Below are 26,019 nucleotides of genomic sequence, written 5' to 3'. Positions count from 1 at the left end.
ATGAAAATTTTATTAGAATTTTCAGGGTTGTTTCACTGTTCAGTTATCAATGTTCTTATTCGTTGCTGTCTTGCAATTCTGTCTGTTTCGCAAGTGCTTATTTACTATAGCACAGTGAAAATTGTTTGTCAACAACAAATTATTTAATTTATTTTCTGAATATTTTCTGTTGCTTCAGCAGCAACGTTGACTAGTATACCATCCACCAAAACAAATGTCAACAACTTTCTTAAACTTTTTATAATAAATTATAAATTTCTATTATCTTCTTGTAAATACTGCTTTTCTCAACATAAAAATTACTATCATGAACGCCTCTTTTCCCTGTTTAATCATATTATATAAGATATGTACCAGAAGTTTATACTTAGGAGCTTTACAAAATACTTGAATGGAAATAAAACAAAAAGTCTCTTTTTATATGAATTAAAAAAAGAGCATGTCCTTTACAACTTAAAGTTATTTCAGTCCACGCTCTTAATATCAAATACAGATTGTCTATTTATTATCTTCTATATTCATTCTACTCTGGGATACTCCCTTCATAATTTGATCTTTCAATCATTACCCTTCGTCACATCTTCAAGTAAATTAACATTAAAATCACCTTTTCTCAGCATATCTATTTCATGCTTGTAGGGTGGAAGAGATTTCTTACTATCCCCCGGTATTGGGATATATGGAGTTTCTAATATTTTAGGTACATTTTCAAAATCTTTATGATGAACAATATAATGAATCGCATCAAAACCAATCTTACCAAACCCAATATTCTCGTGACGGTCTTTTGACGCTCCTCTTTCATTCTTACTGTCATTAATATGGAATACTGCAATTTGATCTTTTCCTATCAGTTTGTCAAATCTGTCAATTACACCATCAAAATCATGAACAATATCATACCCCGCATCATTGGTATGGCAGGTATCAAAGCACACTCTCAGTTTATCATTATTCTTCACACCATCATAGATCTGAGCCAATTCTTCAAATGTTTTACCAATTTCACTTCCCTTACCGGCCATAGTCTCCAATGCAATATATACTTTAGAATCTTTATCCACTACTTCATTAATTCCTTTTATAATTTGTTTTATACCAGCCTCTTCCCCAGCTCCCACATGAGATCCCGGATGTAGAATCAGGTATTTACTTTGCAGTGCTGCTGTTCTTTCTAATTCCATTGCTAAGAATTCTACTGCAAGTGAAAAGGTTTCTTTTTTCACTGAATTTCCCAAATTTATAATATAAGGAGCATGAACAATCAAATCCGACAAGCTATGTTCCTCCATATATTTTAATCCTTCTTCTATCCTTAATTCGTCAATGGCTTTACGTCTTGTATTCTGTGGTGCTCCAGTATATATCATAAACGTGTCAGCACCATATCCTGCTGCTTCTTTTGCAGACCCTAATAACATTTCTTTTCCGCTCATTCCTACATGGGAACCTAATTTAATCATAGTATCCTCCTTTTCTGTCTGTATCTTCTATGTGATTCTAGGAATTTTTATTATTCTTGCCCATATAAATAACATCCAATTACAGTAGATTTATAAAATGTAATTTCCTATTGTATTTATCAGTTGTTTTTCTATATTTTTTATTTTCCTGATTATATTTTCAATTTTTCCTAATATCTCTAATTTTTTATTATTTTAATACTCTTCATTTGCTGCAAATTGGACTATAGAATATTTTCCGCTTTTCACTTATCCCCAAGTTTTTTATAACCTTGCATTTACCCTTTTAATATTACTTATAATAAATGTAAATTGATTCACTTACCTTAATAAATAATGTTGCATTTATTTTATACTAATCTCTAATTTATTACAAGACTAATATCCCCTTAAACCATTTCTCTCCCCTTCCGCGGAAAATCTACTGCTTCTAATATGTCATTCCCACTAAAAATCAGCGAAGTAATTGCTAAAAATCTAAATAACCAAGACCTTCTGAAATTCTCCACCAATGGGGTAAAAAATGACCCTATAGATAATGATACATTATCTATAGGGTCATTCTATTTTACTTTATAACGATTATGCTAAATTAACGTTAGTTGCTTGCATTCCACGTTCACCTTTAACAATGTCAAAAGTAACTCTTTGGCCTTCACCTAAAGTCTTGAAACCGTTAGAAGCGATTCCTGTATAATGTACGAATACATCATCTCCACCGTCTTCATTAGTAATAAAACCAAATCCTTTTTGTTCGTTGAACCATTTTACTGTACCTTTATTCATGAAAGATACCTCCTAAATATATAAATTTATATTTCGTGTTTAAAAAAATCACATATTTTTGTAAAGCATTAAACGACTTAATGACTTACAAAAATATGTGAAATCAATAATACATCTAAAATACACAGTTACACTATAGCAAAGTTTTAGCCTTATGTCAATTAGAAATTATCTGACCTTTTGAAGGGAAATGTATGTAGAAGCCTCTGATTTACAGTATCAGAGGCCTCCCAAGCATTTACTGGCTACTCTTTTGAAGTTTTATCCATATATCTTAGTACCATTAAATATGCTCCTTCTTTTTTGGAGATTTCATATTCTGCTTCCAAAGAATAAATGTTTTTACCTGCCAGTTTCTTTACATAGTCCCGATTATGGGTATACATAATAATGACACCTTCATGTTTTAGATGTTCCGGCGCTTTTTCAAAAAACCTTCGATAAATTCTAAATATTTCATCTTCTTCCTTATGCCCTATGGCCCTTGGCATATTGGTAAATATCTCATCAAACAAGTACTCATGTTTAAAATCAAAGAAATCTCTATTAATATAATGTATAATAGCATGCGCTTCTTTAGTATTTTCCTGGCCTTTCTGAATGGCATCGGCATAAATGTCCAGTCCATACATGGTATTTGCCTGCACCAGATAATTACGTTCAATGAGCATAGTCCCTACACCGCAAAATGGATCCAGCACCTGGGCGTCTTCTTTCATGTATTCTTTTGCCAATTCAGCTAAAAATGCCGCATTTACTGGTTGAATGCTGGCTGCAATAGTATTCTTTCTATAAAGAAATCTTTCATCCTTTAAGGTATATAATTTAACTAATACATTAAAGTTTCCTTCTTTATTCTCAATCAGCCTTAATTCAAATTCATAATTCGAAGCAGAATTTACTAATTTTTGATTTGACCGTCTTGTTATTTCTGTTCCTAACTTTTTGGCCAATGTACTTTTTTTATCTAAAGGAAGTTTACTTTTTAATTCGATTCTGAAGTAATAGGGTTCCTTCCCTTTATGCCTTTTGTTTAAAAACTCAATGAGACTGCTGCCAGCAATGGCGTCTGCTGCCTCTTCCACGTTCATTCTGCATGTCTTTAAATCATCTAATATAAATAACAGTTCACTATAAGTACGTATCCAAAGAATTTCTTCCAGATGATCTGTTTTAAGAAGAATCCCTGCATTAAACTCTTTTGCCTGTATTCCCTTTAACTGATCCAGCGTAATATTCTTAAAATTTCTATTTGTAAGCAATACCATCTTAGAGGGAACATCGTATCCGGTGAACTCATGCTTTTCCATTCCTTCTTTAGCTATAATAAGCTCAGAAAGACATCTTAATTCTTCCTGTATATGCTTCTTATTGGATTCTTCTATCTCCATCTGATTCAAATCATTCCATCTTTCCTTTAAAGCTGGTAATAAATTTGTATAATCAAAGCCTTTCAGGGCTGTTAAATAAGCACTCTTCACAAAAAGCTGGTTTTCTACTTCATATGCGTGATACAATCTATGAAGAAAAGCAGGAATTTTTAATTCTCCCATAATTAAGGCCGCATTCTTCCTTACCTTAGCATCTTCATGGGTTAATAGCTCTTCTAAAATAGAATAATCTCCTCCCATGTAATATAATAATGAAGTCTTTTGAAATTCTTCTTTCAATTCTGCTTTCAATTTTATTAAATTTTGCCTTACATCCTGTCCTTGTTTAATACTATCAAATAAATCTCGTATCATGAAATCTCCTTACTGCGTGGAAACAGCATCTTTTCTCTTATCCTTATTATTACTTTACTCTCTCCGTAATGGTAACTTGAATGGTATCTCCCGGTTGTTTTCCGATTTTTGCTCTAATATCTTTTCGGATACCGATTATATGACATGGTGTTTTCATCTTAACCAAACTTCCTTCATAAGATTCACCATTAAAAGTAGCCGATACCGGAACTCGTCCCTTTCCAAATTCTGCTTTTACGTCAAATGGAATCTCAACATATGCACCATCCATATCGGGAACTTTTTTTATTTCAGCTTCAAACTCATAAATTTTCCCCATCCTATTTACCATGCCTTTCTTTTTCCTTATAATTGAAGTTTATCATATCACTTTCTGATAGTAAATAAAAATATAGACAGAACAATGAAACCTCTGTTTTTATCTAAAAAACAACCAGCATATTTGACGAAATGGACAGCTTTTAGATTGACTTTTTCCATTATTTATGCTAATGTTAAAGTAATTTGATATAGTGAAGCAGCCTATTTAGTTTCGTCTAATATTATTCTATTTTTTTACTAAATTATGTAATGAAACATCACCAGCAAAGAATTTTACCAAAGAAAAAAGGTATTCGTGATTCATGTTCTGGTTTAGAGAATGACAAAACCTGTATCCTTTTTTCCGGATACAGGTTATTTTTATGCTCAAAATCTATATCAAATAATTTATACCAATCTGGAAGGGAGAACTTGCTATGGAATTTTTACTTGAAGGTATTAGAGCAATTACTGTTCCGCAATTAATCATGTATGCTGTGGGGATTCTGTTGATTTATCTGGCAATAGTAAAAGGTTATGAGCCCTCCTTGCTCTTACCTATGGGATTTGGAGCAATATTAGTAAATTTGCCTAACTCTGGTGTTTTGAATCAAACACTACCTGGAATCGGAGATGTTCAAGGTATTATTGAATGGCTTTTTAAAGTAGGTATTGATGCATCTGAAGCATTTCCAATCTTATTATTCATTGGAATTGGCGCCATGATCGATTTTGGCCCGCTTCTTTCTAACCCTGTTATGTTTCTATTTGGTGCTGCCGCACAATTCGGTATATTCTTCACTTTAAGCGCAGCGACTTTATTAAAATTCAATCTAAAAGATGCGGCCTCTATTGCTATGATCGGTGCTGCAGATGGTCCAACTTCTATACTAGTATCAAAATTATTACATTCTAATTACATAGGGCCAATTGCCGTTGCTGCTTATTCCTATATGGCTTTAGTTCCATTAGTACAACCCCTTGCAATAAAATTAGTTACAACAAAAAAAGAACGATTGATTCGTATGCCATATAATCCTATTTCTGTTTCAAAGAGGGTAAAAATTGTTTTCCCTATCGTTGTTACTTTTATTGCCGGACTTGTGGCTCCAGCTTCTGTTGCTCTTGTTGGATTTTTGATGTTTGGAAATCTGCTTAGAGAATGCGGAGTATTAAACAGCCTTTCTGATACCGCACAAAATGCATTGGTTAATTTAATTACTTTATTACTTGGAATTACCATTGCATTTAGTATGAAAGCAGAAGCGTTTGTAACTGTTAATACCTTGTTGATTTTGGTTTTAGGCTTAGTTGCATTTATCTTTGATACTATTGGCGGTGTTATGTTTGCTAAATTAATCAATTTGTTCCGCAAGCAAAAGATCAATCCTATGATTGGTGCTGCCGGTATTTCCGCCTTTCCTATGTCTGCCCGCGTAGTTCAAAAAATGGCCCTCAAAGAAGATCCTACCAACCATTTATTAATGCATGCAATAGGCGCTAATGTATCCGGACAGATTGCTTCTGTTGTAGCTGGCGGTATTATTATCGGACTCATTAGTAAGTTCATATAATCGATGAAAGGAAGGACTTTGTATATGTATGATAATTTTATGACTTCTCTTCAAATAATGTGGATGGGAATGCTCGGTATATTTACAGTAATTATTATAATTACCTTATTTGTTATAGTTTTAGAAAAGGTGGACAAGAAATTGGAGAAAAAGTAGCTAAAGGACGCTTTGCCAATTTTAGACCCGTCTGGACCTAGATAAGTATAGGGGATATGTATTGTATGTTCCATAGGAGAATTTGATGGTTCTAATGCTATAGAACCATTGCAAATTTTCCAAAGTCACATACAATACATATCCCCTATACTTATCTAGGTCTATTTAGTTTTACGGTGGCAAAGCTGTGATTGGAAACGGGCTTTGTCTTCTTTATAAATGTATACGTAATTATTAAGGAGATTTTTTATTATCTCTAATTCTTTATTTTTTGACTATTTCTGATATAAATTAAAAGGATCATCTATTTTCTCTTAAAAATCTTCCTTCAACTATTCTAGTAAGCACAAAATTGATCAATTTTAGGCTATTATCTCATTTACTTTATTTATATTTCCAAATACATTAACATAGCTCCCATTCTTAGAATATTATAATACATCACAATATATATGAAAGGAGTCCAATTGTTTTGTATAATAATATTGTAGAAATAGCATTAAAGATGTCCCTTCCCTTTGGTGTCATTATTCCTGGACCTGTCTATATAGCTGCTCTTATATTATTAGTATGTGTTTTTGAGATAATAGTGACTATTTTACTAATACGAAAAAAAGAATTTCGTAAAGATACTGCGGTAGAAATTATCAGGAATCCTATCCCTGATCAGAACAGCAGTATGGATAAAGTGATTTCACTAAATGAAGAGCTAGCTACCTATGGATTTGCTTATTTACCAGAGAAAGACATCTTTTATTCTATCATGAATGGTTGGCAGCGAAGTTTCGGTTATTGCCAGCTGTATGATGAGATGGCAGTAACTATAAGTTTAGTCATAGATTGCGAACCTATACGCTTTGAGTATGGCGGAAAGAAGTGGATGATTGAATTTTGGAAAGGACAATATGGCATGACCACCGGAAGTGAGATTGGTGTTTATACAACAACCGGTCCGGACCTTAATATTCCCGGGTTTTTCAATGGTACTTTTTATCAAAGTGCAAAAGATGAAGATTTTTTACAAATGTCCATGATTTTAAAAAAGAATGATGAAGTTTTGTATTCGGTCAGTGGTCTGCATTGGTGGTTAACTGCCTTTAAACTAGCTGAATTCTCACATCCATCTGAGTTAGTTGTGGATATTGAAATCACCTTAAAAGATAGTGAAATGCGGGATGCCTTTGTCAATGAATTAATAGCGGTAGGGTATGCTCCGGAGGAGCTTTCCATAATTGAAAATACAGTAAGCTTAACCTTTGATAAACCTCATTCCACACAGCCATTTACCAGAATTCCTTTAACCGAATATTTGATGCAGAAGAATAATGAACAAAACTGCAACGCATACAAGGTTATAACAAAAGATTATGCAAACACCATAATGAAATTGGAATATTTAAAAGAGGAAGAACCTAAACTGTATCGCCATATTTTAAATTTAGGTAAGTCAAAACAATTCTTTGGCGATTATGATACTATTAAAAACTTTATACAAAAAAATGACATTCTAAATCGTTAATCATGAAAGGGGTGGTAGAATGTCTAGATCAAAACCATTAACTAAAGCATTTCGTTCATCCGAAGAAATACCATTTAATAATTCTTCAAAAATCGTTATCATGAGCGATTGCCATAGAGGAGATGGCGGTTGGGGAGATAATTTTTCCAGCAACCAAAATATATATTTTGCAGCTTTGAATTTTTATTATAAGAAGAAGTTCACCTATATAGAACTTGGTGACGGTGATGAATTGTGGGAAAATAGAAACCTGGAGCAAATAATTACCACACACAGTAACGTATTCTGGCTTTTATCAAAGTTTTACCGTAAAGACAGATTATATATGCTATACGGTAATCATGATATGGTAAAGAAAAAATCCGATTATGCTCTATATAAATGCAGTACCTTCTTCGACGAAACTATAAAAAAACGTGTACCTTTGTTTCCTAACATAAAATTCCATGAAGGACTAATACTAAGAAATACAGAAACCGATAAAAAAATCTTTCTTACCCATGGTCATCAGGTTGACTTTTTAAATTATGATTTATGGAAATTAAGTAGGTTCTTAGTTAGGTACCTGTGGAGACCTCTTGAATTAATAGGTTTTCGAGATCCCACCAGTGCTTCTAAAAATCATGAAAAAAAGAATGTGTTGGAAAAATATCTGGTAGACTGGGCAAAAAAAGAAAAACAAATGATTATTACAGGACATACCCACAGACCGGTATTTCCAAAGCTGGGAGAACCGCTTTATTTTAACGATGGAAGCTGTGTACATCCAAGATGTATCACTTGTATGGAGATTCAGGATGGAGAAATAGCTCTTATAAAATGGTGTTTTATGACCAGAAAAGATCAAACACTTTATGTAGGCCGGGAAGTACTTGCAGGCCCTGTTAAATTACAGGATTACTTTGATAAAGTTTCCTACTGATTATAATAAAATTGTCATTCCTGCATATTTTTAAATTAAAAATCATTTACTTTATTTTATGATTTTCAATTTATAAGAATATATGCTGGGAATGACAATTTGTTAATTTATCTCTTATAAGGAATATACCTGGGAATGACAATTTGTTAATTTATCTCTTATAAGAAATATACCTGGGAATGATAATTTGTTAATTTATCCCTTATAAAGAAATATAGTTATGTGCAAAATTAATTTATTTTTGCTATGTACTTGCTGGCTTTTTTCACCATGTTTTGATGAGAGGCCTGCTCTACATTGGTACCATGGGTCCGGCTGTTTTTAAAATGTATGTCCATATGTCCGTTAACACCATTGTTTTTTACAAGATCTAAATTTTGACCTCTTCCATAATTGCCGCTTCTGTTATTTACCACTTTAATAGCCGGTGCATTATCAACTCCTGCGTGGGGCATTGCTGTCATAGAACCTGCTAATAACATTCCATCAACTTCGACCACAACAGCTCTTCTTTCCCAGCTCCAGCCTCCCCATATGGATTTAATATTCAAAGAATCCTGCTTTGTTAAAGGTTCCACATCTGCATGATTGGTTCCAAAGGTTCTTTTTAATTGAAATGTTATTCCAGTTTCCACGTCTGTTACGTTAGCATTGGCATTTCTTGGCCATATGTACTGTACTTCGTTGAACCAGTCTAATGCACCGTTTTGTTCCAATGCATATTTTCCTAACAACTCATCCATATCAATTTGCTCTTTTAAGGCATTCCATGTATTTTTTCCTACAATTCCGTCAACCTCCAAACCATTCTCCTTCTGGAATAAACGAACGGATTTGGCTGTTATATTGCCAAAATAACCGGTAGCTTCACAATAATCAAAATATCCCAAATCTTTTAATGCCATTTGAACTTTTTGTACTTCACCGCCTCTTGTTCCAGTCTTTAGTAAAGCTGCAGATGCGCTAACCGGGCTAAAGGCCATTGATATAGCCAGTCCTAATATCACGAATCCTCTTAAGTGTCTTTTTCTCATGCCTTTTCCTCCTGCTGTCATTTCATGTAATACTTGTATTATATTACAAAATTATTCACTTGTCCAGATTTTCTTAATACTTTCGTAATACTTTTTTAACCTTTTCGTAATTAATTAGCACAATATACTAAATAGTCTAAATTATTCAAACAATGGAATATATTTCTTAGCATTATTGTTTATTTTTAATTATTATTACTATTCAGCAGGATATTAATGACAATTTACAGAATCTAATTAATATTAGTTGTAATCCATGATTTGGGAATCCACTAATATTTTAAAATGATTTTTTCTATATTGGATGATGCCCTCTTCTTGCAGCTTGCTCAACTCTCGTGACATAGCACTTCGATCCACACATAGGTATTCCGCCATTTCATTACGATTCATAGCAATATCGAAGGAAGATGAATTTTTTTCTTTTCCTTCAGCAAGGAGGAATGCTATAATTTTTTCCCGAATACTTCGCTTGGAAAGCAGTTCCATTCTATTGTTCAAATACAGATTCTTCTTTGCCAGCAGCTGAAGCAAGTTTTCAATTAGCAGGCTGTGATAATGGCAGGATGTAGAACAAGTGCATACCAATCTCTTAATATAAAGCCAAAGAATTGTTGCCTCCTCGTTAGCATACACACTTACTGGACTGGATTTCGCTCCTGCGCTTGCCAGAGACTCGGCAAATATATCCGCCGGACCAAGTCCTGCCACAAGCATTCGGTTTCCTAAAATATCTTCTCTTATTACTTGGACACGTCCTTTTATAATAATACCAAGGGCCGGAACTTCATCTCCCCCTTGTATAATACACTGATTTCTTCCATAAACCCTTTCTTGACTTTCCAAACACTCCAATATAGATTCAATATCTGCTGCTTTCATGCTTGAAAAAAGCGAAACTTTTTCCAGGATTTTTATATTCAAATTCATCCTTTTTCCTCCATAACGATTCATTCAACTGAACTACTGTATTTTTTCTTATTATATTGATACTTTGTTGCAAATGCAACTGATATTTTATTAAAAGTATTGTACTATATAGTAAACATAAAAAGAAAGATTTAATTTATAATTAGACACTGATAAAAATTACACTATGATTTCAAATAAAAGATTACCCTAAGGAGAGGAATTCTATATGATAAGAAAAATTATAACAATTGATGAAGAAAAATGTAATGGCTGCGGCTTATGTGTAAGTGCCTGTCATGAGGGAGCCATAGGCTTAGTAGATGGCAAAGCAACTCTCCTTCGTGATGATTATTGTGATGGACTTGGCAACTGCCTCCCTGTTTGTCCCGTGAATGCCATAAGTTTTGAAGAAAGAGAAGCCTTAGAATATAATGAAGAAGAAGTGCTAAGAAATATGGCAATGAATAAATCCGTTTCAACTTCTCCAGTATTCCACGGATGCCCTGGATCACAAGCCAATATAATCAACCACAGTCAAAAGCAAAACAAAGAAAAATCAGAAGACATAAAATATGAAGCACCTGCTTCTATGTTAAATCAATGGCCTGTACAGATAAAATTAGTGCCTGTAAATGCTCCCTATTTTGATAATGCAAATCTGCTTATTGCTGCAGATTGTACTGCTTTTGCGTACGGAGACTTCCATAACAGCTTCATGAAAAATAAAATTACTTTAATTGGATGTCCGAAATTGGATGACATAGATTATTCAGAAAAATTAACAGAAATATTAAAATATAATAATATAAAGAACATAACCGTAGTCCGCATGACCGTTCCATGCTGTGGCGGAATCGTAAATGCTGTTACTGCTGCATTAAAGAATAGCGGTAAAATGATTCCCTGGCAGGTGGTTACCATATCTCCGGATGGAGTAATTATAGAATAAAAAAACAGAGGAATCCAAACGTTTAAGTTTTGGACTCCTCTATTTTTAACTTTAATTCAACAATCCCTTTATTTCACAGACTGTAATATTTAAATATCACTTGTCCTTTTTATCTGCTATGTAGCTGTTTTCAATAGTAATAACACATTGATATTTAGAATCCATATTCCTGATTTCCTCTTCTACTTTAAATAGCAATTCCTGTTCCTGAAGTTCGTTATAAGAGTAGGGAACCACTAAATCAAAGATTAGATTAACTTGATTTTCACCATTTACAATCCGAAAATCATGTATGGTTGCTTTTGGCTCCAGTTCCTTAACAATACCAATAACCATATTCTTTTTTTCTAATACTTTAGAATCGTTAATTTCTATAGGATCCATATGGATAACAATAAAAATTCCCTTTTCTCTTAATATATCTCTTTCAATAGAATCTATAATTTCATGTATTTCTTCCAAATTAACATCGTTGGGAACTTCAGCATGTATAGTTGCCATGATATGAGAAGGCCCGTAGTTGTGGACAATCAAATCATGACTTCCAATAATTCCGTCATAACTTTCTACCATCTCGGTAATGGACTGGTATATTTCATGGTCTACTGCTTCTCCAAGTAAAGGCTCTAAGGTATCTTTAGCAATATTAAATCCTGCTATTAATACAAATATTGAAACAATAACCCCCATCCATCCGTCAATAGTAAGACCGGTTATTTTTCCAATAATAATAGATAAGATTGTTACTGTAGTAATTAAAACATCCCCTAAAGAATCCGCAGACGTTGCTTTCATTACATTAGAATTAATACGTTTACCCAGTGTTTTATTAAAAATAGACATCCATAGTTTTAATAAAACGGATATCCCTAATATAACAACCAATAACCCATTGAATTCAATTGGTTCCGGATTCATTATCTTAGTAAAGGAACTCTTGAAACAGGAAAAACCAACTTGCAGAATTAAAAAGGATACTACAAATGCAGATATATATTCAAATCTACCGTGTCCAAAAGGATGCTCTTTATCAGCCGGTCTTTCTGCCAGCTTAACACCAATAAAACCAATAATGGAAGAAGCAGCATCGGATAAATTATTAAAAGCGTCTGCCATTACTGATATACTGTTTATTAAAAGTCCTATAATCAGTTTAACTGCAAAAAGGGTAACATTGCATATAATTCCAACCACGCTGGACAACACCCCATAAGCGGTACGTACCCTGGACTGCCCCACCTTATCATAATCTTTAACAAATAATTTTACCAACAACTGTGTCATGTGATTATTTTCCTTTCAAAGTCTCTTAATAATTATGTTTTTATGTTAATATAGTATTACTCCAGTTTATAAAAAAGCGAAATATTTTTTACTTTATTATAAAAAAACACACCTATGGAACATACTACTGTCCCACAGATGTGTAACTCTCATCTGCTGCCGTATATACGGCCCAGCCCTATGAATCGTACAACATCTTTGATTCATCGCCTGCTCAGTTTGTACTGTAGATTATTATGCAGTGCAAAGTGATATTTTGTAAATTATATTATATTACCTATGTCTTTGTCAAGAAAATTTCCATTTATTAATTACAATATTGTCTATTGCAAAGCGGATTTACTTTTCCTTTGATTACAACGCTATTTATTGTAATTGCAATTCGTATAATTTCTTATATATTCCGTTCTGATTTAAAAGCTGCTGATGGGTACCGGATTCCCGAACCCTTCCCTTATGCATAACCATAATCTTATCTGCATGTTGAATGGTGGAGAGCCTATGGGCTACCATAATGGTTGTTCTTCCTTCCATCAGCTTATTCAAAGCTTCTTGAATTAACTGTTCTGTTTCTGTGTCAATATTAGCAGTGGCTTCATCCATTACCAGAATAGAAGGATTATAGGCTAAAGTTCTGGCAAAAGATATAAGCTGCCTTTCACCAGCAGATAAGGTAGCTCCTCTTTCCGTTACCGGCTCATCGTAGGTATGCTCTAAATTATCAATAAACCTGGATGCATTGACATAAACAGCTGCTGCCTTTACTTCTTCCTCTGTAATTTCCTCTTCTTTCAGTCGGATATTACTCTTAATGTCTCCGGTAAATATGAACACATCCTGCTGTACCTGTCCAATGGCACTTCGCAGCTGATTCGTATCCATATCTCTTATATCTACTCCATCCATAGTAATTTTACCTTTTTGTATATCATAATATCTTCCGATCAGATTAAGAATTGAGGATTTACCGGCTCCTGTTGCTCCTACAAAAGCAATTTTTTCTCCCGGTTCAATCACAAAGCTTACATCCTTTAATATCCAGTTCTCATCTTCATAGGCAAACCATACATGGTCAAATTCAATTCTTCCTTTTACTTCATGTAATGTGACAGGTTTCTCCGGGTTCGTAATTAAAGGTTCTTCGTCTAATATATAGAAGATTTTCTCAGCAGAAGCCATAGCAGACTGCATAGTTCCTAATTGTTCTGCAAGATCCTGAATAGGTTCAAAAAAAGATCCTATATATTGAATGAAGATATAAAGAGTACCCATACTAATAGTACCATTTAATACGGAGTCTCCACCCACTCCAATAATAATAACCAATGAAATAATAGAAAGCATATAAATAGACGGACGAAAGATTGCAAATACCATCATTTCTCTATAATTAGCACGAAACAAATCTTTACTTTTAAATTCAAATTCTTCATATTTCTCCCGCTCTCTTGCAAAGATTTGAATCAGTTTCATTCCGGTAATATGCTCTGATAAGTAAGTATTTATTGCGGTTATTTTTGTTCTTGCCACACGATATGTAGCTCTGGATATGGATTTAAATAAGACCGTTAGCCCAATAATAAAGGGCAGTAATAGAAAGGAGTACATTGACATTCTCAAATCAATAGACAACATCACCACTGCAATGCCAATTATTTTCACAATATTTTTAAGGAGTTTAACTAATATATTAGCAAACATCTCATTTAAGGCTTCTACGTCATTGGTAATCCTTGTAACGATTTTACCTACCGGAGTGATATCAAAGAAACGCAGTGACAACTTATGTACATGTTCAAATACTTCCTGTCTGATATTATATATAATCGTTTGACCTGTATTCTGAAGAATCCAGGTTTGAAGAAAGTTACATGCAAAGCTTAATACCAATACAATTAAATATATCAGTGCTATTTTTTTAACTCCCTGAAAGTCTCCGGCTCCAATATATTTGTCAATGGCCTCTCCTATTAAAATAGGGCGCAGAAGTTCCAGCCCGGTAATTCCAAGGACCAGCAGGAAAGCAAATGCCATCCAGTTCCAATACGGTTTTGCATATGCCAAAAGACGTTTTAAAACCCTTCCTCCCTGAGATTTTTCATAATCTATTTCTCTCTTGTTCATCATAACAATTACACCAAAGCCTTTCATACAAGGTTCATAATCTATTATTGATTTCTAAACTGCTTCCAATTGTTTTTCTAATTGCTGCTTTTCATACATCTTTGCATAGATCCCCTGCAGTTTAAGAAGTTCTTCATGAGTACCATATTCTGCTGCTTCTCCTTCATCCAAAACAAGAATGCGGTCTGCATTCTGAATAGTAGAGATTCGATGGGCGATAATGATTGTAGTTTTATCTTCTCTGTTTATCTTCAGATTTTCTAAAATTCTCTCTTCCGTATCCGTATCAACAGCCGACAAAGAATCATCCAGGATAAGAATAGGTGCATCCTTCATAAAAGCTCTTGCAATAGAACTTCTTTGCTTTTGTCCTCCGGATAGAGTCGCCCCTCTTTCTCCAACCACAGTTTCATATTTTAAAGGAAAGTTCATAATATTATCATGAATACAAGCTTCTTTCGCTGCCTGTTCCACCATCTCCAAATCATTGGTGGCAGTTCCAAAAGCAATGTTATTTCGTAACGTATCGGAAAACAAAAAATTATCCTGAGGAACATAAGCAATGTTCTCTCTTAAGATCTTTAAAGGAATTTCCCTTATATCATAACCATCCAATGTAATCTGTCCCCGCTCCACATTATACATACGAAGCAAAAGGTTTACCAAAGTAGTTTTACCACTTCCCGTCCTTCCGAGTATTGCAAGTGAAGAACCCTTCTCTATATGGACAGAAATATGATTCAGTGCATTTGGTGCATCATTATTATATCGGAAGCACAAATCTTTGATTTGAATATCTCCCTCTAAATATTCCACTCTCTTTACGGTATCTTCATCAAATATTTCCGGCTTTTCATTAAAGATATTCTGTATTCTTTTTAATGAGGCAAAACCTTGAGAGAAGAAGGTAATGCTATCCCCTGCCGCAATCATAGGCCATACCAGCATATAAATATATTGATTAAACGCAATAAAGCGGCCCAAAGTAATATCTCCTTTTATAGTCAGGAAACCACCATACAACAGAGTGATTACACTGGAAAAACCAATGATAAAATCAAGAGAGGGCATTACAATCGCCTGTAATTTCACGACGCCCATATTCTTGTCCTTGTTCTCCTTATTGGCTTTTGCAAAGGTTTTTAATTCTTTTCTTTCCTGTACAAAGGCTTTAATAACACGAATACCCGAAATACTTTCTTGTACCTGATCGGTCATGTCAGAGAATGCCTGCTGTTTCGCTGTAAATCTCTTTTCAGCCGTCTTACCATAATACACACCGCCTACTGCGATGAATAAAAGTGGAATTACCGCAAGAATTGTTAGCCGAAGATCTACATATAAAACCATCTTAATTAAAACCATCAAAGTCATAATAACCGCATCAAAGGTAGTAATGACCGCAGGGCCAATTGACATACGGACTGCATTTAAATCATTGGTAAAATGGGACATTAAATCGCCTGTTTTATTCTTATTAAAGTAATTCATCGATAACTTTTCTAAATGAGCAAATAAATCATTCCTGATTTCACATTCAATTTCCCTGGAAGAACCAAATATAAAATAGCGCCATAAAAATCTTCCAAACATCAGGATTGCGGCAACTATCAATATTTTACCAATACCCAGTAGGACCCCTTCCATATTCATGGTTCTACTTTCCAGGCCATCTGTAATTTCCCCGGTAAATTGAGGTATGTATAAGTTCACAAAATCCACTACGAATAGGGTAATGATCCCAAGAAGGTATTTCCATTTATATTTATACAAATATTTCAATATTATATTATTCTTTTTCATACTATCTCCCATTCCATGCCGCATCTCTTGCAGATGTGGCGTTGCCTCAAATCAGAATATAAATTATGCATTTCAATAACTAGCTCATATTGCATGCTACGTCTGCTTGCAAATGCGGCACTGCTATAAATCAGAATCTGAATTATGGATTTCAATAATTTATATTATTTATCTATTGTTCTTTTAATTAACCGTACCTATCTATTATGTATGATAGTTATCTTTTTTTCAATATTAATTTCATTCATTTTATAAAGGAAGCTATTGTTCTATATTTTCTTTTTATTATGTATACTGTTTATAAGTCCAATGGTATATAATAGAACTATGAACATGCCTTATGTTCAAGATAATAGATTGATTCAGAAAGGAGTCCTATGAAAATATTAGTAGATGCTGATGCCTGTCCGGTAAAGCACATTATTGAAAGAATTGCAAAAGAATATAGGATACCTGTTATTATGGTTATCGATACAAGCCATATCCTTCAATCGGATTATAGCGAAATCCTGCAGGTCAGTAAAGCTCCGGAAGCGGCGGATATTGCCTTGATTAACCGTACTTCTGCTGGGGATATTGTAGTTACTCAGGACTACGGAGTGGCTTCCATGGCCCTTGGAAAAAAGGCTTATGCCATTAATCAGAACGGCAGATATTATACAGATGACAACATTGACCGCCTTATGTTTGAACGACATATTGCTAAAAAGCAAAGAAAAGCCGGTAACAAGACCAGCTCCGTTAAAAAACGAACCAAAGAAAATGATGAACTTTTCGAAAAGGCTTTTCTACAGCTATGCCTGCAATTAAAAGAAGGAAGTTCCCAACTCGAATAAGCCGAATCCAGGAACTTCCTTTTAAAAGTTAAACTATTGTTTCTAATAGTTTTTTACTGTATGGGTGGCTTGGCTTCTGATATAATGACTCAATGTCCGCTGTCTCAACAATTTCACCTTGGTACATAACACATACACGGTCACACATTTGATAAATAACATTCAGATCATGGGAAATAAAAAGATAGGACAGGTCATATTCCTCTCTTAATTTTTTTAATAATTCCAATATCTGTGCTTGAACTGTTACATCAAGGGCAGATACCGGTTCATCCAAAACGATAAGCCGGGAATTTTGAATAATGGCAACGCCAATAGCCACTCTTTGCCTTTGTCCCCCGCTTAGTTGAGATAAATAACGCTCTCCATGCTTTTCCTTTAACCCAACTTCTTTTAATATCTGCAATACTTTTTCTTTTCTATCCTGTTTCGTATAACCACCTGCAATCCTTAAAGGTTCTTCCAAAATCCAGCTTACTTTTTTTGCAGGATTTAAGCTGCCATAGGGATCCTGAAAAACCATCTGGGGTTTCTTATCCTTTAATACAATTTCACCGGACACATCTTTTATAAGTCCTGTAATTGCTTTTGCTAATGTTGATTTCCCGCTCCCGCTTTCACCAACAATACCTAGAATTTCTCCATATTTTACAGATAAAGAGGCCTTATTTACTATTTTTTTTAATTTCCTTTTTGCAAAGATTTTGTTTACATTTTCCTCATAGAACACATCCAAATCTTGCACTTCAAGTATAGTATCTTTCTCCTTTGTATTCCTTATCCTTTCAGTTTCTGAGTTCCTGTTCTTTTTAATTTTTGATTTTTTGCCAGTTTCAATTTCTGATTTACGATAAACTTCCCCTGCTGATATTACATTGCTTTCAGTTTCTGACACCTCAATATCTTCCGGTTCTGTCTCTTTTTTATCAGCTTCCTTGTTTAAATTCTTTCTTTCTCTCCCGGGCATAGCAGCCAATAACTTCTTGGTATACTCTTTACTGGGATTTGTGAAGATATCCTGGGTAGCTCCTTCTTCTACAATCTTTCCATCCTGCATAACTAAAGCTCTTTTACAAATACTTTTAATCACACCTAAATCATGGGATATGAGAATAACAGAAGTGCCATGCTCTTTATTCAGTTTCTTAATCAGTTTTAGTATTTTAGCCTGAACAGTAACATCCAGTGCGGTTGTAGGTTCATCTGCAATCAGAACTTTAGGACGGCAGATCATTGCCATGGCAATCATCACTCTCTGGCGCATACCTCCGGATAATTGATGGGGATATTTATGAAATAATCCTTCCGGCTCCTTTAGGCCTGCCTCCTGTAACGCCTCTAATATCCGTTCCTTACGAACATCGGAATGCAATTCCGGCTCATGTAATAGGAGCATTTCTTCAATTTGATGACCGATTGTAATAACCGGATTTAGAGAGGTCATTGGCTCCTGAAATATCATGGAGATTTGATCTCCATTTATTTTCCTAAGTTCCTCCTGCTTTAATTTTAATAAATCTTTATGTTCAAAGAGAATACTACCCTCTAAAACTTCCGCATCCTTTGATAACAATCCCATAATTGCCAGCGCGGTCATTGTTTTTCCGGAACCAGATTCTCCAACTATTCCAAGGATTTCGCCTTCCTCCAATTGAAAGGAAATTTTATCTACCACCTTACTTATATTTCCTTTATGACGAAAACCAATGGTAACATCTTCAACTTTAATTAATGGATGCTTCACCTTTATTTCCTACCTTTCGTTTATCAGACTAAATCCTATTACGGATAAAACAATCATAATTCCCGGAAATATAGCACACCAGGGAGACATAAATAAATAGGATTGCGCTTCTGATAACATTCTTCCTAAACTGGGGTCAGGCGGCTGAACACCTAATTGCAGATAACTCATTCCTGCTTCTGCCAAAACAGCATTATTAAATCCAATGGTAAGAGAAGATAATAGAATCGCTTTTGTATTAGGCAGAATGTGCACAAACATAATTCGTAAATCGCTGGCGCCCATTAGCTTGGCGTTCTTTACAAAATCTCTTTCTTTCAGGGTAATATACTCACTTCGTATTACTCTGGCAAAGCTGGGAATAAAAATAACACCTAAGGCAATAATCACATTGTATTTGCCGGGACCAATTAAACTTACCACAATAAGTGCCAGCAAAATACTTGGAAAGGAAGCCAATCCATCATTAATACGCATTAGAATTTCATCTAACCAGCCTCCATAGTAGCCGGTAAAGGCACCTATCAGTGTTCCGAATACTGCACCAATGGCAACCGTTAACACCGCTACAAAAAAAGTGGTTCTTCCCCCCTCCATAACCCGGCTTAATACATCCCGTCCAAAATTGTCTGTACCAAATGGGTGTGAAAAACCCGGTGCCATATTCTTAGCAGTTCCATCCATTGCATTAGGGTCATATGGCGTATAAAACAGCCCTGTTATAATAAAGAGAAGTACAAAACTAATAATAGCAATACCTATCTTAAAGTTTAAATTATTTATTTTTTTGTTCTTCACTTATCTTCTCCTTACGTTATTTCACTCTCACACGTGGATCAATCCACTGGTATAGCATATCAACAATAAAATTAATAACAACAATGGTAGCTGCAATATATAGCACTATGATTTGTACCACAGCATAATCCCGGTTAGAAATTGCCATAACCAAAAGCCTTCCCAATCCCGGTAAACTAAAGACCTGCTCAATCATAATACTTCCCGCTAAAGTTTCCGCAACTATCATGGCTATAAAGGTAAGAACAGGGATAAATGCATTCTTTAATACATGCCTGTAAAGAATGGGGTTTTCTAAATTACCTTTACTTCTGGCTGTTCTAACATAATCCATTTGAAGTTGTCTGATAATAGAGCTTCTTAAAAACTTTAAGACCATGGCAGCCTTGGGAATTGCATTGGCAAGTGCCGGATAAATCATGTATCCCAGGAATAAACCGAAGTTCTCCCTTGGACCAATATACCTTCCAGGCGTAAACCATTTTAATATGAATCCAAATAGTAATGTTATAATAATGCCAAGAAAGAAAGGCGGTATTCCCATTCCAGTATGAGTAAAGAAGGATATGATTCTGTCTGCGGCTTCCCCTTCCTTCTTAGCTGCTATAATTCCAAGGGGAATAGAAAGAACAACAATAAAAGCAAAGGATAAAACAGCCAGCCAGATAGTTACCGGCATCCTTTCCAATATAAGGGAACTTACTGGTATTTTATATTGGCTGGAAATACCAAAATCACCAGTAAATATCTTAGAAATCCACTTTCCATAACGAATCAAAACATTACCATTTAAATTCATGGCTTCTCTTAAAGCTTCAATAGACTCTTCTGTTGCATTGGTACCCAATTGGGCAATAGCGCTGTCTCCCGGAATTATTTGAAATGCTATAAAAGTGAGAAAGGAAACAACTATTAGCGTAACGGCTAAAGTAAGGATTTTCCTTAGGGTGTATTTCATATTCCTTTTCCTCCTTTTATATGTGTTTTAGTCCTGTTTTAAATAAAGTATGTACTAACTTGTTTTATTTCTCTCTCTGTATTCCAGAATAAAATTAAATATGTCATTCTGAGAGTACATTCAGCAGGACCGCTTCCTGTACTCGAAAAATCTCACCTTTATAGAGATTCTTCACCCTTGGGGATCAGAATGACAAATTATCTTATTTCGTTATTTATCCACACGAATTTATTTTATTGCTAAAGTTATTAACAATTATTCTGTGTAATACACACTGGCCATATCCAATGCAAAAACAGGATAGAAAGTATATCCATCTAATTTTTTATTTACCGCAACTAATAAGGCAGGGTCCTGTATATATACGGCCGCCGCATCTTCTGCTAGAATGGACTGTAGTTCTTTATAGAACGTTATTTTTTCTTCATCCTTAGTTGTCTTAACAGCCTTGTCTAATGTCTGGTCAAATTGTGGGCTGCTATAGTTTAAGAAATTATTTCCCGCATCTGATTTATATCTTTCCAATACATCTCTTGGAGCCAGTTTTGCATCTAAACCAATAACCGTTGCTTCATAATTTCTTCCAACATAAACATCACTTAGCCAGCTTGCCCATTCGATCTGCTCAATTTTAGCAGTAATCCCTGCCTGCTTTAATTGTTCTACAATAACCTGGGTCGTATCCACATGGAATTTATAATTGGAAGGTACTTTAATAGTAAAAGTAAAACCTTCCGGATATCCTGCTTCAGCAAGTAAATCCTTTGCCTTTTTCACATCATAAGTATAAGTTCCCGCCGTTGCTTCATTATAATACTTGGAAAAGCCGGGAAACATATTGCTGCCAATTACGGATCCCTTTCCCCCTGCTACCATATCAAGAATTCCTTGTCTGTCTATTGCATGGTTTAAGGCTTGACGTACTTTAACATCTGTAAATGGTTTTGCATTATTATTTAAAAATAATGCCTGTACCAAATTCATATGACCTTCCGCAATATTAAACTGTTGTGATAATTGAGCTGCCTGGGTTTCTGTTAAATATGGGAAAATATCAAGTGATCCTGCCAATAAATCCAAAACTGCAGAATCCGGATTTGGTACTATTTTAAAAGTTACCTGATCTAAATATGGTTTTCCTGCAACATAATAGTCTTCATTTTTCTCTACAACCAGACTCTCTAATGGTGTATAGGACACGAATTTAAAAGGTCCTGTTCCAACCGGAGCAGTATTCTGGTCTTTGTAATCTTTCGGAATAATGGCACTGGTAAGATAACCTAGTAATTCTGTGTCACCTTCTTTTAATACCACTTCTACTGTAGTTTCATCTAACTTATTTACTTCTGAAACATTAGTAAGCGCCGATTCCACTACAACAGCAGGATCCGCTGTTTCAAGTAAACCGGCGCTTCTTTTAATTGAATATATAACATCATCTGCTGTTACAGGAGCACCGTTATGAAACTTAACATTTTCACGCAAAGGAAAAGTATATACTTTTCCATCTTCCGATATGTCATAACTCTTTGCAACAGCAGGTACTAAATCACCATTTTGGTCAGGTTTTACCAAACCTTCAAACAGATTAAATAAAACTTCCTTAGTTCCTGCCGCTACTGCTTTGTGAGGGTCAAGACTATCTAAATCCTGTGAAATTCCTACTACGATTTTTCCACCGTTAATAGGGGCTTTTGAAGACACATCATTTGCAGGAGCTTTCTCACTATCCTTTTCCTTCCTATTGCCTCCACATCCGTAAAGTGCAATGGATAACACCAGAATCATGAGTATGAAAAATGGATATTTCTTTTTCATTTTAAAACTCCTCCTTATGAAATTTTCTTCATCATATACTTATTATGTGAAAATTGCAAGATATAAATTCATTTTTTTCTAAAAATTATTAAGGTGTCAATTCCTTTCGATACACCTAAATGGATTGCCTCCTTTTTCATTGCTCCCAGCTTATCCTCCACTACTTCCGCTTTTTCGTCACACATTAAACCTGCAATAGGCAATGGCAGTTCCCCAAGGATTTCATATTATTTTAATAATATTTTAGAAACATTATGTCTGGCCTATCAAATCACCACATTTAAGTTGACTTTTTTCTACAACTCTGATAACATTTTTTTATATTTATTAATATAAAGAAGGGGTCAATATTTAATATGAATAATGAAAACCAAAATGAAAGTAATTTGAATGAAAATCCATTCTCTGAAGTAGAATTGGACAAAACTCCTAATGGAGTGCCTGAAGAAACTCCTATTACGGAAAACGCTTCTATATCAGAAGCGGAAAATAATGCCCAGGGGGAAACCTTAAATACTCAATCAGAGAATTTAGAGTTTGGCTCTGAAGATTTAGAACTTAATAAAGAAAACACTATGGGAGAAATGCAGGAAGATATATCTGTACAGCCAAGCTACTCCCAACCGGTTGTAGAAACTGTTTCTGAAACACCAGTAAAAAAGAAACCTACAGGAATAATTATAGCTGCCTTAGTAGCCTTAGTTGTTATTTTGGCGGGTTCTGTTACAGCATTTGCAAATCGTAATAAATTATCCAACGCAATTGCAATGATGACAAAAAGTTCTTCTCAATACTATGCCTATATAGAACAAAAGAATTTTGGCAAACAAATAGATTCCCTTTCAAAAAGTTACGGTGAATCATTAGACAAATATGAAAAGGGAGTTGGTATTGAGAATAACCTGTCATTCACCATCTCTCCTGCACTTTCAATGATGATGGGCTTAAATGAAATTAAACCAATCAATGCAAAGTTTGAAAGCATTTCCAAAGATGGATTAAGCAGTTTTAATGGAGTATTTTCCTATGATAATAAAACTCTTGCATCTTTAGAGTTGTTATCTGATTTGAGTACTACTAATTATTACATTAAAGTACCTGAATTAAGCAGTGCATATTTACTAATGACTATGAAAGACATAATGGAAGAAACAGGCACAGCGGAAGGCACTGATTTTGATTACAATGAATATGCAAAAAATATGCCTAAATTACTGGATAGCAAACTTCTCTCTAAAGACACCTTAAATGCAATGCTAAATAGATATTCTTCTGATATTTATAATAATATTAAAACCGTTGAGGTTGAGAAAAACGTAGAAGTAACTGCTTCTAATGTAACTTCCAGCTATAATAAGCTTACTGCAACTATTACAGAAACAGATGCATATAATATTGTTTTAGCAATTTTAGAAGATGCAAAAACTGATAAAGATTTAGCTAAAATAATAACTGCCTTACAGTTAATGCCTGAGGACGAATATTATAAGACCATTGAAGATGCTATCAATGATATGAAAACGGATATATCAACTCTGTCAAAGGATCCTATTCTGAATATGGTATTATATACAGATAGTAATGGTAATATTATGGGTCGTGAAATAACCCTTATAGACGATAACAAAACTTTCTTAGGATATACTACCGCAAGAGATGGTTCCAAATTAGGCTTTCACATTTGGTGTAAGTCAGAAGATATAGAAATTTTAAATATTACCGCTGATGGAACTATCGGCAATAATGGTTTTACCGGTAATTCTGTTACTTCAGTTAATTACTATGAAGGATATTATGATGAATATGCTTCAAAAAGTTTTAATGTAGCTCTTGAAAATGTGAAATCAAAAGATGGTAAATTAGATGGCAAATTCACTTTAACCTCCGATGAGATGCTTGGTACGGAATTCGTAGTTGAATTTAAATCTACAGCCAAACAGCAGGATATAAACGTCAAAATGATGGCTGGCGGTATTGAGACTGTTGCCTTACTATTAACCAACAAAGAAATACCAACCAAAGATATCAAAACACCTTCTTCTTCTGAGCAAGTTATTGATATGGTAAATAATATGGATTCTTATATAGAATCTTCCGATTTGGATGGATTTCTTACAAATATCCAAGATGTATTAGCAGAAGACTTCGGTCCACTATTTGATCTATTTTTATACGGAATGTAATTATAAAATATAAACGTATCAAGAAATAAATATTAAAATTACTGTAAATAGGAGTTGCTGCAAATTTCATAACGTAGATTGTGTACCTGGTTACCTTTATATGTTTATGAAAGAAATGCAGCAGCTCCTTTTATGGGTATAAATAAATATTTTACTTAACATTATAATAAATCCCCATTTTTTATATTGTCATAACTTTTGTATAAGATATTTTTACTAATATTTTATATTTCCTTTCTTTTATTTCATGGGGCAGTATGTTAAACTTATTGTAATGGATTTTAAAGAATATGATTAAAAAGTACGAAAAGGAAAGAGGTACATCAGCCATGAAAGAAGGCCATTTAAAAAATACAACTCTTGATGACTCTGCTTCTATATATCAGCCAAGACAGGAACAAACAGAAAAACAAAAATTCAGTGAGATGACATTAAAGGAAAAGTTTCGTTATTTTAATGACTATTATAGGATAAAAACAATAGTCCTTGTTGCAATAACCATAGGGATTATTTATATAGCCTATGGCATCTTAAATCCAGGTCCCAAAACAGTATTACATGTAACCTCTATTAATAGCACCATTAACACGGAGGCCGCAGAAACACTGGAGACCAATTTTTCTGAATATTTAAACTTAGACAAAGAGAAAGAAAATATATTCATAGATACTACATTATATCTTGACAACGAGAATGCTATGTCCGAATTGACTATGGCAACAGAACAAAAATTAATGGTTTTGTTTTTCTCCGGTGACATCGACATCTTCATAGCTCCCGAAGCCGAATTTAACCACTATGCCGAAGAAGGCTTCTTCGGTAAACTTTCGGATCAATTAACCACCGAAATGTGCAGCTATTTTGCTGATTCCTTCTACTATACCCAGACGAAAGAAGATCCGGCTAAAGGTGCCTATGGAATTTACCTAAAGGATAGCATATTATATGATAAAAATGGACAACCAATGAATAATCCGGTTCTGGGAATAGCCGTGAACTCCAAACATGCAGAAAATGCGGTTGAATTTATTCGGTATATATTTGAACTAAAATAAAAATAGTAAAGGACGCTTTACCTTATTGAGCTAAAGATATTACATCACTTTATGAA

Annotated in this window: 22 protein-coding genes and 1 riboswitch; of the genes, 8 read left to right on the top strand and 14 right to left on the bottom strand. The window is 34.3% G+C overall.

Going from position 1 to position 26,019, the window contains the following annotated elements; translation table 11 throughout:
- Positions 1 to 557: 557 nt before the first annotated feature.
- From RT261_RS16745 to RT261_RS16730, 4 genes are all read right to left on the bottom strand, one after another.
- Positions 558 to 1,463: a deoxyribonuclease IV gene (locus RT261_RS16745; RefSeq protein ID WP_331665519.1), complete on the bottom strand. Its 906-nt coding sequence runs from the start codon at positions 1,461 to 1,463 to the stop codon at positions 558 to 560.
- Positions 1,464 to 2,045: 582 nt separating this feature from the next.
- Positions 2,046 to 2,249, bottom strand: a complete 204-nt coding sequence (locus tag RT261_RS16740; RefSeq protein WP_313134190.1) for a cold-shock protein — start codon at positions 2,247 to 2,249, stop codon at positions 2,046 to 2,048.
- A 245-nt stretch (positions 2,250 to 2,494) separates the two neighbouring features.
- Complete coding sequence (locus RT261_RS16735; RefSeq protein WP_313134189.1) at positions 2,495 to 3,994, bottom strand: TRM11 family SAM-dependent methyltransferase; 1,500 nt, start codon at positions 3,992 to 3,994, stop codon at positions 2,495 to 2,497.
- Positions 3,995 to 4,043: 49 nt separating this feature from the next.
- Positions 4,044 to 4,313: a DUF1905 domain-containing protein gene (locus RT261_RS16730; protein ID WP_313134188.1), complete on the bottom strand. Its 270-nt coding sequence runs from the start codon at positions 4,311 to 4,313 to the stop codon at positions 4,044 to 4,046.
- A gap of 418 nt (positions 4,314 to 4,731) precedes the next feature.
- Here RT261_RS16730 and RT261_RS16725 point away from each other — a divergent pair, with 418 nt between their 5' ends.
- The 4 genes from RT261_RS16725 to RT261_RS16710 all read left to right on the top strand — a co-directional run bounded on the left by RT261_RS16725 (position 4,732) and on the right by RT261_RS16710 (position 8,465).
- Positions 4,732 to 5,868 (top strand): sodium ion-translocating decarboxylase subunit beta, encoded by a 1,137-nt coding sequence (locus tag RT261_RS16725; RefSeq protein WP_313134186.1) that lies wholly within the window; start codon positions 4,732 to 4,734, stop codon positions 5,866 to 5,868.
- Positions 5,869 to 5,892: 24 nt separating this feature from the next.
- Positions 5,893 to 6,024, top strand: coding sequence for a sodium pump decarboxylase gamma subunit (locus RT261_RS16720; protein WP_313134185.1), 132 nt, complete (start codon positions 5,893 to 5,895; stop codon positions 6,022 to 6,024).
- Between the two features lie 472 nt (positions 6,025 to 6,496).
- Positions 6,497 to 7,543: a DUF4474 domain-containing protein gene (locus RT261_RS16715; protein WP_313134184.1), complete on the top strand. Its 1,047-nt coding sequence runs from the start codon at positions 6,497 to 6,499 to the stop codon at positions 7,541 to 7,543.
- Positions 7,544 to 7,562: 19 nt separating this feature from the next.
- Positions 7,563 to 8,465 (top strand): metallophosphoesterase, encoded by a 903-nt coding sequence (locus RT261_RS16710; protein WP_313134182.1) that lies wholly within the window; start codon positions 7,563 to 7,565, stop codon positions 8,463 to 8,465.
- Positions 8,466 to 8,695: 230 nt separating this feature from the next.
- Here RT261_RS16710 and RT261_RS16705 read toward each other — a convergent pair whose 3' ends face one another.
- Positions 8,696 to 9,499, bottom strand: coding sequence for a peptidoglycan-binding domain-containing protein (locus RT261_RS16705; protein WP_313134181.1), 804 nt, complete (start codon positions 9,497 to 9,499; stop codon positions 8,696 to 8,698).
- A 243-nt stretch (positions 9,500 to 9,742) separates the two neighbouring features.
- The gene (locus RT261_RS16700; RefSeq protein WP_313134179.1) at positions 9,743 to 10,429 is read right to left on the bottom strand and encodes a Crp/Fnr family transcriptional regulator; all 687 of its coding nucleotides are present in this window, start codon (positions 10,427 to 10,429) and stop codon (positions 9,743 to 9,745) included.
- A 208-nt stretch (positions 10,430 to 10,637) separates the two neighbouring features.
- On the opposite strand from RT261_RS16700, the gene RT261_RS16695 reads away from it, so the two are divergent.
- Positions 10,638 to 11,360, top strand: coding sequence for an ATP-binding protein (locus RT261_RS16695; protein ID WP_313134178.1), 723 nt, complete (start codon positions 10,638 to 10,640; stop codon positions 11,358 to 11,360).
- A 96-nt stretch (positions 11,361 to 11,456) separates the two neighbouring features.
- On the opposite strand, the gene RT261_RS16690 is transcribed toward RT261_RS16695, so the two are convergent.
- The 3 genes from RT261_RS16690 to RT261_RS16680 form a co-directional block, all read right to left on the bottom strand.
- A complete protein-coding gene (locus RT261_RS16690; protein ID WP_313134176.1) occupies positions 11,457 to 12,644 on the bottom strand; it encodes a cation diffusion facilitator family transporter in 1,188 nt (395 codons plus the stop codon).
- Positions 12,645 to 12,769: 125 nt separating this feature from the next.
- A riboswitch (NiCo riboswitch) is annotated at positions 12,770 to 12,872 on the bottom strand.
- A gap of 138 nt (positions 12,873 to 13,010) precedes the next feature.
- Entirely contained in the window at positions 13,011 to 14,795 is a 1,785-nt protein-coding gene (locus RT261_RS16685; RefSeq protein ID WP_331665518.1) for an ABC transporter ATP-binding protein, read from the bottom strand.
- Between the two features lie 27 nt (positions 14,796 to 14,822).
- Entirely contained in the window at positions 14,823 to 16,571 is a 1,749-nt protein-coding gene (locus RT261_RS16680) for an ABC transporter ATP-binding protein (protein ID WP_313134175.1), read from the bottom strand.
- A 377-nt stretch (positions 16,572 to 16,948) separates the two neighbouring features.
- Here RT261_RS16680 and RT261_RS16675 point away from each other — a divergent pair, with 377 nt between their 5' ends.
- A complete protein-coding gene (locus tag RT261_RS16675) occupies positions 16,949 to 17,407 on the top strand; it encodes a YaiI/YqxD family protein (protein WP_313134174.1) in 459 nt (152 codons plus the stop codon).
- 28 nt (positions 17,408 to 17,435) lie between these two features.
- Here RT261_RS16675 and RT261_RS16670 read toward each other — a convergent pair whose 3' ends face one another.
- From RT261_RS16670 to RT261_RS16650, 5 genes are all read right to left on the bottom strand, one after another.
- Entirely contained in the window at positions 17,436 to 19,151 is a 1,716-nt protein-coding gene (locus tag RT261_RS16670; RefSeq protein ID WP_313134173.1) for an ABC transporter ATP-binding protein, read from the bottom strand.
- Between the two features lie 9 nt (positions 19,152 to 19,160).
- On the bottom strand, positions 19,161 to 19,949 hold the full coding sequence (locus tag RT261_RS16665) for an ABC transporter permease (RefSeq protein WP_313134171.1): 789 nt from the start codon (positions 19,947 to 19,949) through the stop codon (positions 19,161 to 19,163).
- A 16-nt stretch (positions 19,950 to 19,965) separates the two neighbouring features.
- Entirely contained in the window at positions 19,966 to 20,907 is a 942-nt protein-coding gene (locus tag RT261_RS16660) for an ABC transporter permease (RefSeq protein WP_313134170.1), read from the bottom strand.
- Between the two features lie 255 nt (positions 20,908 to 21,162).
- Positions 21,163 to 22,725, bottom strand: a complete 1,563-nt coding sequence (locus RT261_RS16655) for an ABC transporter substrate-binding protein (protein ID WP_313134169.1) — start codon at positions 22,723 to 22,725, stop codon at positions 21,163 to 21,165.
- A 68-nt stretch (positions 22,726 to 22,793) separates the two neighbouring features.
- Entirely contained in the window at positions 22,794 to 22,946 is a 153-nt protein-coding gene (locus tag RT261_RS16650; RefSeq protein ID WP_313134197.1) for an adenine deaminase C-terminal domain-containing protein, read from the bottom strand.
- 135 nt (positions 22,947 to 23,081) lie between these two features.
- Here RT261_RS16650 and RT261_RS16645 point away from each other — a divergent pair, with 135 nt between their 5' ends.
- Together RT261_RS16645 and RT261_RS16640 are read left to right on the top strand one after the other, a co-directional pair.
- The gene (locus RT261_RS16645; protein WP_313134168.1) at positions 23,082 to 24,908 is read left to right on the top strand and encodes a hypothetical protein; all 1,827 of its coding nucleotides are present in this window, start codon (positions 23,082 to 23,084) and stop codon (positions 24,906 to 24,908) included.
- 290 nt (positions 24,909 to 25,198) lie between these two features.
- Positions 25,199 to 25,963, top strand: coding sequence for a hypothetical protein (locus RT261_RS16640; RefSeq protein ID WP_313134165.1), 765 nt, complete (start codon positions 25,199 to 25,201; stop codon positions 25,961 to 25,963).
- Positions 25,964 to 26,019 lie beyond the last annotated feature (56 nt).

The sequence above is a fragment of the Anaerocolumna sp. genome, from assembly GCF_032079385.1.
Taxonomy (GTDB): Bacteria; Bacillota; Clostridia; order Lachnospirales; family Lachnospiraceae; genus Anaerocolumna.
Note: the sequence above shows the minus strand (reverse complement) of the source record. Positions and strands in the feature narration are given on the sequence as shown.

What these genes read in the sequence shown, in the direction of transcription:
- RT261_RS16735 (WP_313134189.1), bottom strand. Translation starts at nt 3,994, where the DNA reads ATGATACGAGATTTATTTGATAGTATTAAACAAGGACAGGATGTAAGG.
- RT261_RS16730 (WP_313134188.1), bottom strand. Translation starts at nt 4,313, where the DNA reads ATGGGGAAAATTTATGAGTTTGAAGCTGAAATAAAAAAAGTTCCCGAT.
- RT261_RS16720 (WP_313134185.1), top strand. Translation starts at nt 5,893, where the DNA reads ATGTATGATAATTTTATGACTTCTCTTCAAATAATGTGGATGGGAATG.
- RT261_RS16690 (WP_313134176.1), bottom strand. Translation starts at nt 12,644, where the DNA reads ATGACACAGTTGTTGGTAAAATTATTTGTTAAAGATTATGATAAGGTG.
- RT261_RS16645 (WP_313134168.1), top strand. Translation starts at nt 23,082, where the DNA reads ATGAATAATGAAAACCAAAATGAAAGTAATTTGAATGAAAATCCATTC.
- RT261_RS16745 (WP_331665519.1), bottom strand. Translation starts at nt 1,463, where the DNA reads ATGATTAAATTAGGTTCCCATGTAGGAATGAGCGGAAAAGAAATGTTA.
- RT261_RS16640 (WP_313134165.1), top strand. Translation starts at nt 25,199, where the DNA reads ATGATTAAAAAGTACGAAAAGGAAAGAGGTACATCAGCCATGAAAGAA.
- RT261_RS16675 (WP_313134174.1), top strand. Translation starts at nt 16,949, where the DNA reads ATGAAAATATTAGTAGATGCTGATGCCTGTCCGGTAAAGCACATTATT.
- RT261_RS16660 (WP_313134170.1), bottom strand. Translation starts at nt 20,907, where the DNA reads ATGAAATACACCCTAAGGAAAATCCTTACTTTAGCCGTTACGCTAATA.
- RT261_RS16680 (WP_313134175.1), bottom strand. Translation starts at nt 16,571, where the DNA reads ATGAAAAAGAATAATATAATATTGAAATATTTGTATAAATATAAATGG.
- RT261_RS16700 (WP_313134179.1), bottom strand. Translation starts at nt 10,429, where the DNA reads ATGAATTTGAATATAAAAATCCTGGAAAAAGTTTCGCTTTTTTCAAGC.
- RT261_RS16725 (WP_313134186.1), top strand. Translation starts at nt 4,732, where the DNA reads ATGGAATTTTTACTTGAAGGTATTAGAGCAATTACTGTTCCGCAATTA.
- RT261_RS16655 (WP_313134169.1), bottom strand. Translation starts at nt 22,725, where the DNA reads ATGAAAAAGAAATATCCATTTTTCATACTCATGATTCTGGTGTTATCC.
- RT261_RS16685 (WP_331665518.1), bottom strand. Translation starts at nt 14,795, where the DNA reads ATGAAAGGCTTTGGTGTAATTGTTATGATGAACAAGAGAGAAATAGAT.
- RT261_RS16710 (WP_313134182.1), top strand. Translation starts at nt 7,563, where the DNA reads ATGTCTAGATCAAAACCATTAACTAAAGCATTTCGTTCATCCGAAGAA.
- RT261_RS16740 (WP_313134190.1), bottom strand. Translation starts at nt 2,249, where the DNA reads ATGAATAAAGGTACAGTAAAATGGTTCAACGAACAAAAAGGATTTGGT.
- RT261_RS16705 (WP_313134181.1), bottom strand. Translation starts at nt 9,499, where the DNA reads ATGAGAAAAAGACACTTAAGAGGATTCGTGATATTAGGACTGGCTATA.
- RT261_RS16695 (WP_313134178.1), top strand. Translation starts at nt 10,638, where the DNA reads ATGATAAGAAAAATTATAACAATTGATGAAGAAAAATGTAATGGCTGC.